Source organism: Cyanobacteriota bacterium (assembly GCA_025054735.1).
GTDB lineage: Bacteria > Cyanobacteriota > Cyanobacteriia > SKYG9 > SKYG9 > SKYG9.
In genome coordinates, this window is record JANWZG010000124.1 from 1 (window position 1) to 9515 (window position 9515).

Here is a 9515-nt window from a genome sequence, read left to right on the forward strand (position 1 = left end):
AGCCATATAGTCAAAGGGCTGATCAACAATGCTGGTGTCGGTAATGCCAGCTTCGGCAACCTGCTGCTTAACGATGTCTTTCATCAATTGAATGCCGATAACGGTAGGACCGATCGGCACACCCAAGGAATTATAGGTTTCCCGCAAGCCCTCCAACACTCGCTCGTCTAGAATATCGGTATCGCCCGCCACTAGAGCATAGCTAGCATAGCGCAGGTAGTAGTCCATATCGCGCAGGCAAGCTGCATAGCGTCGAGTGGTGTAGGCATTGCCACCGGGGCGAATCAACTCTGGAATCTGATCAAACAACGTGGATGCAGCCTGCTTTACAATTGCCGCTGCATTGGCATTAATCACAGCCGCTGCTTGAACCCGCGCTGTGCCTGTAGCGAAATAGGACTTCAACGCATCTAGAGCACTTCGGTCAAAATACCGACCTGTACTATCGTAATTTTTAATCAGGCTGGTTACCGCATCCCGCATTGAATCAATCTCCCAAAACGTTCTATTAAAGATCAAAAAGATCAAACTTCTCGTGGTTCAGTTTACCACGCAGCCACGCCCTTCGAGAGTTGCTGGGCCGCACTCGACCTAGGTTAAACCATTAAGTTTTATGTCAGTTTAAGCATGACGTTGGTTGTATGGTCGAGCATCAGCAGGCTAATACAAGTTGCCTATACTGCGCCTACACAGTGATACACAATACACAGTAATACACGTTACACTACTTCTCCAAAAGCTGGCTACATAACCTATTAGTTCGTAGTACAGACTTAAGTCCTTACTAGAAGCTATTTGTAGCGATGGTTTGGGGAATTAGTATTAGCTTGACAGAACGATCATATGTGACCCTAATGCCCACGATTTCAAAAGATTTAAGCCAAGAGGCAGGTGGATTGTAAATCAAGATACAAAATCTGTCTGCCCCTATCTCTAGGATTATTCAGGTTTAATAGAACCCTGACACGGAATAACTAGTTGTGTAGTGTATATCTACACGGCGATCGTTACCAGACGTATTGGGGCTTCCTCGTTCTTACTTGTATTTACTCAACAGCCAAGGAGTAGTTCATGACTCAGACCCCACAGGAAGTCTTGGATTGGATTAAAAGAGACAATATCAAGATGATCGATCTGAAGTTTATTGATATGCCAGGGATTTGGCAGCACCTGACGGTGTATCACAACCAGATCGACGAGAGCAGCTTTACCGATGGTGTGCCCTTTGATGGCTCCAGTATTCGTGGCTGGAAAGCAATTAACGAGTCTGACATGACGATGGTGCTAGATCCCACCACCGCATGGATCGACCCCTTCATGGCAGAACCAACCCTAAGCATTATTTGCAGCATCAAAGAACCTAGGACGGGTGAGTGGTATAGCCGCTGTCCCCGTGTGATTGCCCAAAAAGCTGTGGACTATCTGAAGTCTACTGGTATTGGCGACACTGCTTACTTTGGTCCGGAGGCTGAATTCTTTGTATTTGACGATGTTCGTTTTGACCAAACCCAGAACTGCGGCTACTACTATGTTGATTCCATAGAAGGTCGCTGGAACTCTGGTAAGGAAGAACCTGGTGGCAACCTAGCCTACAAGCCACGATACAAGGAAGGCTACTTCCCAGTTTCACCAACGGATACATTGCAGGACATGCGCACGGAAATGTTACTGACGATGGCAGCCTGTGGGGTACCGATCGAAAAACACCACCACGAGGTGGCAACGGGCGGGCAGTGTGAGCTAGGCTTCCGCTTCGCTGAACTGGTGAAAGCTGCCGACTATCTGATGACCTATAAGTATTGCATCAAGAACGTTGCTAAAAAGCATGGCAAATCTGTAACCTTCATGCCCAAGCCTGTATTTAATGACAATGGCTCTGGGATGCACACTCACCAGTCTATCTGGAAGAATGGTCAGCCGCTATTCTTTGGTGATGGCTATGCTAACTTGAGTGAAACGGCCCTGCACTACATTGGTGGTATCCTCAAGCATGCTCCTGCACTGTTGGCACTCACCAACCCCACTACCAACTCCTACAAGCGTCTGGTGCCTGGCTTTGAGGCTCCAGTAAACTTGGCTTACTCTCAAGGCAACCGATCGGCATCGGTACGGATTCCTATTTCTGGCAGTAATCCTAAGGCTAAACGCTTGGAATTCCGTTGCCCTGATGCTACTAGCAATCCTTACCTAGCCTTTGCAGCTATGCTCTGTGCTGGTATTGATGGTATTAAGAATAAGATTGACCCTGGCGCGCCTCTGGATGTGGACATCTATGACCTATCTCCAGAGGAATTGGCAAAGATTCCCTCAACGCCTGGTTCCTTGCTAGATGCTCTAGAAAATTTGAAGAAAGACCATGAGTTTTTGACGGCAGGTGGTGTCTTCACTGAAGACTTTATTGATACTTGGATCAGCTATAAGCTTGACGTTGAAGTGAACCCCATGCGTCTGCGTCCTCATCCCTACGAGTTTGCACTGTACTACGACTGCTAAGGGCTATCTAGACTTGCTTCATGGCGGAGCTTAGGTTTCGCATGGTAAGCGATCGCACTGCATTCTGTTTACGGTAATCCGGTTTACAGCAGCAGTGCGGTCGTTTTTTATACTACTTCTTCATACTACGGCTATAGATAGCTCGTAGTCAGGACTTAAGTCCTTACTACGAACTAATGGGTTATGTCGCTGGCTTTTGGGGAATTGGTATTACCACGGCCCGATTAACTATCGTTTTCATCCAAAATCACGTATGGTTCAAACCTTGCCCGCTCCTCCAGGCTGAGGCGATGTGGCTTTTGGTCTTCTAAGCTCACAAACAGTCCCCCCTGCTGTCCAGAGGCTACTAAGTCGTGCTGGCTGTTATAAAACCGGAACTGTATCTCAGCAGATGCTCGCTTTAGTTCAGATAACCACAGGTCTAGGTGAACAGTGTCACCCAGAAATAGGGGCATAGTGTAGGTGATTGCTGTATGGCTAAGAACAGGAGTAAAGCCTCGATGGGCAAGCTCATGGACGGGTAGGCCAATAGTTTCTAGCAAGTGGAGGCGACCAATTTCCATCCAGCGAATATAGGCAATATTACTAACGTGACCAGCAAAGTCAATATCGTAGGTGTAGATAGGTAATTCCAGGGTAAGTTTTGGCATCCTAGGCTATTTTTTCCTTCAACACATGACAAAAATCCTCCACGCCTACCTTTAACACATAAATGATTAATGGCATCCCCAGGGTAGAAGGAATGTCCGTTTCAAGGGTAAGGAGATTAAATGCTTCTGCTAGATTTTCTTCCAGCAGGATGGTTTGCATGGCTGGACGACAGAGCAGCGCCCGCCAGCGCTTGGCGAACCCCTCTAGCCAGCGATCGGACGTGGTAGGTTGTTGTCCTGCATGGATGGCTAGGGAGATGGCTGCATCTTCAATGTCACCATCGCAGTCTTCGATCATATCCAACGCAGTCATAGCTTCAGCTATATCTGAGACAGCCGAACGATAATGAGCAATTTCAGCAGGGGTAAGTTGGATAGACATAGGCTGCAACAGGACAACGAAAGTAGTGATTTATCCTAGCGTGTGCCCTCAGCAGTAGCACTACCGCTTAGGAAGTATTAACAATAGCTTTGGTGAAGCGATGTTTGTAGTAAGGACTTTAGTCCTCTAGGGAGCCAGAAAATACTACTAGTAGCGGGCTAAGCGATCGATCAGCAGGTCATAGAAGCCCTCAGCATCTACACTGGTCACGACCTCAGCGTTGGGCTGGCGACTCTGGAAGTCAATCACTGTCCGACCGAGAGTTAACTCGCTGTTAATTTCCACCTGTACTTCAGCAGGCTGACTGGAAAACAGTCCAGGTTGCAATAGGTAGGCAATCACACAGGGGTCATGGAGGGGTGGCCCTGACCATCCACGCTGAGCAGCTTCTTGGGTGCCATACTCTGCCAACATGTCAGCAGCAGCTTGGGCGACAGGAGTGCCTAGGTGACGGAGGCGTTGGAGGCGATCGGGTGTAGTTAATACCTGATGGGTGACATGCAAGCCAATTAGGGTGATGGGAATGCCACTGGTCAACACCACATGGGCAGCATGGGGATCCACGTAGATGTTGAACTCAGCGGAAGGGGTGATGTTGCCGACAGTCAAGGAGCCACCCATCATGACGATGCGTTGAATCTGAGGGGCGATCGCAGGGGTTTTGATCAGCGCTACAGCCATATTGGTCAGCGGCGCTAGCGTTGCCAACGTCAGGGGTTGGTCAGTTTGGGATAGGGTCTCAGTGAGAAAATCCACAGCATGGTGGGGCTGAATGGGCATAGTCGGTGCTGGCAACATAGCTCCCCCCAGTCCTGATGTCCCATGGACTGATTCAGCCGTGGCAAGGCGACGTAGCATCGGACGAGGACAGCCTGCATAGACGGGTACATCAGGTCGTGCCGCCAATTCACAAATCTGGCGGGTGTTGCGCAGAATGCTAACCAAAGGGACATTACCTGCCACCGTTGTAATGCCACGAATCACTAGCTCTGGAGAGGCTAAGGCTAGCAACAGGGCGATAGCATCATCCACGCCAGGGTCACAATCAATAATTAGGTGCTCATAGGGCATTAGTCGCTAGTATTCAGGATCAGTAATGATTGGTCAATCGTGGGGAATTCGCGATTCCTGGCTATGTTAGATTATCCACTAAATCCTTGTGACTACAGGTTCTAAGGGTATAAAAGCCCTGACCCCATCACGATGTTAGTAACTAAGTTAACTCTAAGAGTTAGCCTATGCATGACACTTGATGATGTCTGAGATGCGCCGTGGACTGCTTGCTTGCCCACTGCTCTAAGGCCGATTCTATCCATCACCTATGACGATTCTTGTGTTTGGCAGCTTAAATATGGATCTGGTAGTCCAGGTACCTCGGTTTTTGGTTGCCGGAGAAACACTAACAGGTAATGGATTTAACCAAGTGCCGGGGGGCAAGGGTGCAAATCAGGCAGTGGCAGCAGCTCGGTTAGGGATGGCAACGGAGATAGTGGGGCGTGTAGGGGCAGATGCCTTTGGCAGTGAACTGTTAGCAGGGTTACAGGCAGATGGGGTGGAGGTTAGTGGGGTCTGGGTAGATGACGCAACCCATACTGGGGTGGCCCTGATTACGGTGAATTCCCAAGGGGAAAACACGATCGTCGTCATTCCCGGTGCTAACGGACAGGTAGAGAGTACTGATGTTGATCGCCTACACGCCAGACTTCCCCATGCCCAAATCCTCATGTTGCAACTAGAAGTCCCTCTAGAGAGCGTGATATCTGCGGCAAGCGCAGCTCGCCAAGCTGGAGTTATGGTGGTTTTGGATCCAGCTCCTGCTCAGACACTACCACCAGACCTATACGGTCTAGTAGATGTGATTACTCCTAACCAAGTAGAAGCTACCCATCTCACAGGTCTGCCTGTAGTGGATGTAGCCTCAGCCGTGCAGGCAGGGCAACAGTTGCGGCAATGGGGGGTGGGCACAGCGATCGTCAAGCTAGGTGCCCAGGGAGCAGTTTGTGTCTCGGCAACCACAACCCTGATGATTCCAGCATTGCCAGTGACTGCGGTAGATACAGTAGCAGCCGGGGATGCGTTCAATGGCGGGCTAGCCACAGCCCTAGCGCAGGGACAATCGCTGCCAGAGGCTCTGCAACAGGCAACTCTGGTGGCAGGCTTTTCGGTTACGCGAGCGGGCGCTCAACCATCCCTGCCTACACAAGAGCAACTGCGGGCATTTGCAGTAACAATGAAACCCACCATGCACTGGCTGTAATCCCTGATACTACCTACAACCTATCGACATGACCGATCGATAATGGCCCATCGATCCCATCAAGACTGCTTGGGCAACTGGCTAGTGGTGGTTTCTTCAGGGGTAGTGGGGTTACTACTAGCTGGTGCACTGCCCTGAAGATAGTTGCGTACTGCTTTTAGTTGCGATTCTTGAGGCATGGTTGCTGGATGCACTTGCTTCAGCCAGTTCAGTGCTTCCCATAGCTCAAGATTGTGGTACTTACATAGGTAGGCAATGCAGACCGTAGGCGATCGCTCCACACCAGCATAGCAGTGGACATAGATGGGCAGTTGGTTCTGAACGCTGTGATGGATAATGTCGAGAGCAGCGTGCAGTTGACTGGGCTTAATCTCGCGCTTGTAGCGACTATCGGGCAACACTAGCCGCAAACAGCGAAACTGCTCTTCCACATCCCTCGGTAGAGACTCTTCAGAAGCGCCACATAGGGAAAAGACCACTTGAATGCCCGCTTGCCGCAATATTGCACTATCTCCTGGTTGGGGAGATGCCCCCACGGCTAGCTTTCCAGGCAATACCCAATCCACATGGGTAAGCGATCGCCGCTCGCGGGCTGGCCGCCTCCCTGACGGTTTCCCTCGTAGCTGACGTTGCAACCAAGACCATAACCGCTGGACTAACCGATGCAGGCGATCAAAAACACGTTTCACTCGGAAATACCTAGAGTGTTGAACAGCTACAACTGCATGAGTAGCACACGTCTATGATACATCGCACTCCAGCCGTGGCGATCAATACCTATAGTCCCATACCTATAGTCACGCACCGCATCAGATAGTTATTAATCCCTAATTCCACAAACTGCGCCACCAAGGCTCAGGACGATAGTCAGCCGTCGGTTGCTTGCGGCGAATGTCACGAATATCCCAGCCGGTCAACCTAGCCAGGGTTTGAGACTCTTGCTCAAAGCGTTGGCTTAACTGGCGCTTATACTCTTGCCCTGCACGACAACTAAGATCGCCCTTAAAGGGATGTTGAAGAATGTAGCGCCCTTGGAAAAATTCCTGATTAGAAGTTTCTTGGAACATCAGGTCTTCAGGGAATTTGTCGCGGGTATAGCGCACGTGCAGGCGGGTGATGAAGACATTGGGCCGGACGATCGGCATCCCTCGACCACCAACATCGGGCCTAGTGGGAAAGTTCAACCAGAATACGCCTGCTTTCCGCAATTCTTCTGGAGTCAATGGATCCGCAGCACAGGGGTCGCAACCACCCATATTCCAGGCATATTCCAAGAAGGCAACCCGCTTATTTTCCCTTGTGTAGGCAGTTTTGAACATCGCCTTGTAGAAGTTGCTAAATTCGTCCTTAACAAACACGGGAATGGTTTCGTTAGAGGGGATTTTAACCGTGCGGTAGTTGGTCAATTCCACCTGTCCCTTAGGGGACATTAGATAGATAATCAAGTCCTGCTCTGAGCGGGCATTGACCATGCCAAGGCGAATCGGCAACATAAACCGGGGTGATTCGTAGGCCATCTGCAACGGGCGCAAGGACTGAAATCCGCTCTGTTCAAATTTATCTAGGTTGACCTTGGCAACAAAGAACTTGAGACGTTGGCGTATGTAGGGCTGTAGCAATTGGCTTGCTCCGTTGGGAATGCGGTAGCCATTTTCCCGCAGCCAAGTTTCTAGACCATCCGATTCACGGGCACTAAGGATGAGAATGTCGTATTCACCAACTGTATACTGGGCTTCTACAGTAACCCCTAGGGTGTTATCTCGACGCTGACGTGACTCAGCAGTGGCGCTGCTACGTGCGAGACTGCCTGGGAATGGAGCCGCTGCTGGTGGAGGAATTGGCATACAGGGGTCAGGGTCAAAATATTCCACTAAGCGAGGGGCACTGAAGGCATCCAAGCGTTCAATAATTTTAGGATCCCCAACATTGATTTGTTCCCGTTGCAGGACGACGGGTACAGGAACCACGATCGCAAAGTCTTTAACTGGGCCTTGATAATCGTTGGCCATCGTCAGCACAGTGCGGTTACCATCACGGGCGATCGCCACCTGAGACGCTTGATTATAGAGCTTGGCATCTGCCTTTGCCACATAAAAGCCACAAAATGCCCAAGCAGGCGGACTAGCCATCAGCATGGTGAAACACACAAGCAACAGAATGATGAAAGAACGTAGGAATTTCATAGTTAGAGATAGGGTAAAGGACTTGGTGATAGTTGCTACATAGAATCATTCCGTGGATGGGGGATGACATTGGGAATCCAGAAAAGTCACTCCAGATACTACTGCTCAGCCATCTAGGCCGCATCAGACCGTAGGGGAGCAATCTGAGGGACGAGTGCTGCCTCCAGGGGCGGGGGGTATGGGGAATTAACCCCTTGCTGCTCTACCTGAATAGTTGAAGAGGAGCGCCAAGCAAACCGCTCCGCAGGCAACCACCAATCTAATAACCAGGTCACAGGCGAAAGGGCAAACAGCGCCCAAAACACCGCAGTGGACACAAAGTAGTAGTTGCGTAGGATGAAGGTGAGCACAGCGATCGCCCCTGCCCACAGCAAGCGACCGATACGGGCATTGGGAATCGATCGCGGATCTGTCACCATGAATAGGGCAAATAAGATGAGGGAGCCACTCATCAGTCGATGCCCGACCACATCCCATGTCCAGCCCAGCCAGAGATTGCGTCCAACTTCCAACAGGCCATAAACTCCGAGGAAGGCGATCGAGGTATCCCAACGTCCAACCCGCTGCAACACCAAGCCCCCTGTGGCTAGAAACACAGCCACATACCAAGCATTTTCACCCCATTGCCCTGGTGATACCCAACCACTGTGGCTCAGTAATATCGTCGCTACAATGCCAAAGTTAGCCGGATTGAAACAATGCTTGCCCTTGAACTGAAACACGAACTTACTGGCAATCGCTAACCCCGCTGCCAAAGCCATGATGTCTAGGCGATCGGTGCGAAACAACAAACTCAAACCCAGGGCAGTAATCAGAGGGCTGCGCACATTGATAGAGGGCCGAGCAGAGGAAACCGAGGAGGGAAGACGGATAGCAGAAACGACATGGCTGATGATTACCTGTACAACCAAACAGGTGACGATCGCAGTGGCAATGATCTCTGGTTTGAGCGTCCAGTCGCGAGTACTAAGGCCCAGCACCAAAAACAGGCTAAGGAAAAGGATCTGGTAATCGCGGGCATCGGGAAATGCAGGCATATAAAGCTCACCAACTTAAGAGAAACGAGTGGGAGGCAATGCCAACCCACCCGGTCGTTGCATGATGTCAATGCTGCTTAGTATGCCTACAAGACGAAATCACTAAGGTCAATGTTTCAGAATTTGAAACAGTCAGCGCCAAGGGCATAGTGCCGGACTAAAGCCACGGGAAAGGCTGGATTGTTCTGCCCGAAATACTTGCCATTGGCCGATGTTGCCTAATCACAGGTATTGGGGCAATTACCTTCAAAGATGTCTAGTTGCTGGGCGGGTTGGTCAGTATTCTTGGGTTGGCGCTTTTCTCGTCCAGGTTTTTCTCGCACGGTAGGGTCGCTAGTCCTGCCCTGACGCAACCCGATCGCAATCCGGGAGTGTTTTTCAATTTGTGCCATCACCTGCCGCGCCCGCTGAATCACAGAGGGAGGCAAGCCTGCTAGTCGTCCTGCTTCGATGCCATAGGAGCGATCAGCTCCCCCTGGACGAACTTGGTGCAGGAAGATAATCTGGTCAGGT

10 protein-coding genes are annotated in these 9515 nt (G+C 50.5%); 2 read left to right on the forward strand and 8 right to left on the reverse strand.

All coding sequences use genetic code 11. The features are described from left to right. On the reverse strand, nucleotides 1-483 hold a 483-nt coding region (apcB, locus tag NZ772_07800; protein MCS6813460.1), incomplete at its 3' end, for an allophycocyanin subunit beta. Nucleotides 484-1071: 588 nt separating this feature from the next. On the opposite strand from apcB, the gene glnA reads away from it, so the two are divergent. Next, on the forward strand, nucleotides 1072-2493 hold the full coding sequence (gene glnA / locus NZ772_07805; protein ID MCS6813461.1) for a type I glutamate--ammonia ligase: 1422 nt from the start codon (nucleotides 1072-1074) through the stop codon (nucleotides 2491-2493). Between the two features lie 224 nt (nucleotides 2494-2717). Here glnA and NZ772_07810 read toward each other — a convergent pair whose 3' ends face one another. The 3 genes from NZ772_07810 to NZ772_07820 all read right to left on the reverse strand — a co-directional run bounded on the left by NZ772_07810 (nucleotide 2718) and on the right by NZ772_07820 (nucleotide 4596). Beyond that, complete coding sequence (locus NZ772_07810) at nucleotides 2718-3143, reverse strand: acyl-CoA thioesterase (protein MCS6813462.1); 426 nt, start codon at nucleotides 3141-3143, stop codon at nucleotides 2718-2720. A gap of 1 nt (nucleotide 3144) precedes the next feature. Next, a complete protein-coding gene (locus NZ772_07815; GenBank protein ID MCS6813463.1) occupies nucleotides 3145-3525 on the reverse strand; it encodes a hypothetical protein in 381 nt (126 codons plus the stop codon). A 147-nt stretch (nucleotides 3526-3672) separates the two neighbouring features. Continuing rightward, entirely contained in the window at nucleotides 3673-4596 is a 924-nt protein-coding gene (locus tag NZ772_07820; protein MCS6813464.1) for a nucleoside hydrolase, read from the reverse strand. A gap of 250 nt (nucleotides 4597-4846) precedes the next feature. On the opposite strand from NZ772_07820, the gene rbsK reads away from it, so the two are divergent. After that, on the forward strand, nucleotides 4847-5782 hold the full coding sequence (rbsK, locus tag NZ772_07825) for a ribokinase (protein ID MCS6813465.1): 936 nt from the start codon (nucleotides 4847-4849) through the stop codon (nucleotides 5780-5782). 59 nt (nucleotides 5783-5841) lie between these two features. Here the strand turns inward: rbsK and NZ772_07830 are convergent, their stop codons facing one another. The 4 genes from NZ772_07830 to NZ772_07845 form a co-directional block, all read right to left on the reverse strand. Then, complete coding sequence (locus NZ772_07830) at nucleotides 5842-6471, reverse strand: dual specificity protein phosphatase family protein (protein ID MCS6813466.1); 630 nt, start codon at nucleotides 6469-6471, stop codon at nucleotides 5842-5844. A gap of 138 nt (nucleotides 6472-6609) precedes the next feature. After that, the gene (locus tag NZ772_07835; GenBank protein MCS6813467.1) at nucleotides 6610-7965 is read right to left on the reverse strand and encodes a DUF2330 domain-containing protein; all 1356 of its coding nucleotides are present in this window, start codon (nucleotides 7963-7965) and stop codon (nucleotides 6610-6612) included. A gap of 113 nt (nucleotides 7966-8078) precedes the next feature. Continuing rightward, on the reverse strand, nucleotides 8079-9002 hold the full coding sequence (locus NZ772_07840; GenBank protein ID MCS6813468.1) for an RnfABCDGE type electron transport complex subunit D: 924 nt from the start codon (nucleotides 9000-9002) through the stop codon (nucleotides 8079-8081). 218 nt (nucleotides 9003-9220) lie between these two features. Further along, nucleotides 9221-9515 (reverse strand): hypothetical protein (locus tag NZ772_07845; protein ID MCS6813469.1); only part of this gene is annotated, 295 nt, incomplete at its 5' end.

What these genes read in the sequence shown, in the direction of transcription:
- NZ772_07835 (MCS6813467.1), bottom strand. Translation starts at nt 7,965, where the DNA reads ATGAAATTCCTACGTTCTTTCATCATTCTGTTGCTTGTGTGTTTCACC.
- NZ772_07820 (MCS6813464.1), bottom strand. Translation starts at nt 4,596, where the DNA reads ATGCCCTATGAGCACCTAATTATTGATTGTGACCCTGGCGTGGATGAT.
- glnA (MCS6813461.1), top strand. Translation starts at nt 1,072, where the DNA reads ATGACTCAGACCCCACAGGAAGTCTTGGATTGGATTAAAAGAGACAAT.
- rbsK (MCS6813465.1), top strand. Translation starts at nt 4,847, where the DNA reads ATGACGATTCTTGTGTTTGGCAGCTTAAATATGGATCTGGTAGTCCAG.
- NZ772_07810 (MCS6813462.1), bottom strand. Translation starts at nt 3,143, where the DNA reads ATGCCAAAACTTACCCTGGAATTACCTATCTACACCTACGATATTGAC.
- NZ772_07840 (MCS6813468.1), bottom strand. Translation starts at nt 9,002, where the DNA reads ATGCCTGCATTTCCCGATGCCCGCGATTACCAGATCCTTTTCCTTAGC.
- NZ772_07815 (MCS6813463.1), bottom strand. Translation starts at nt 3,525, where the DNA reads ATGTCTATCCAACTTACCCCTGCTGAAATTGCTCATTATCGTTCGGCT.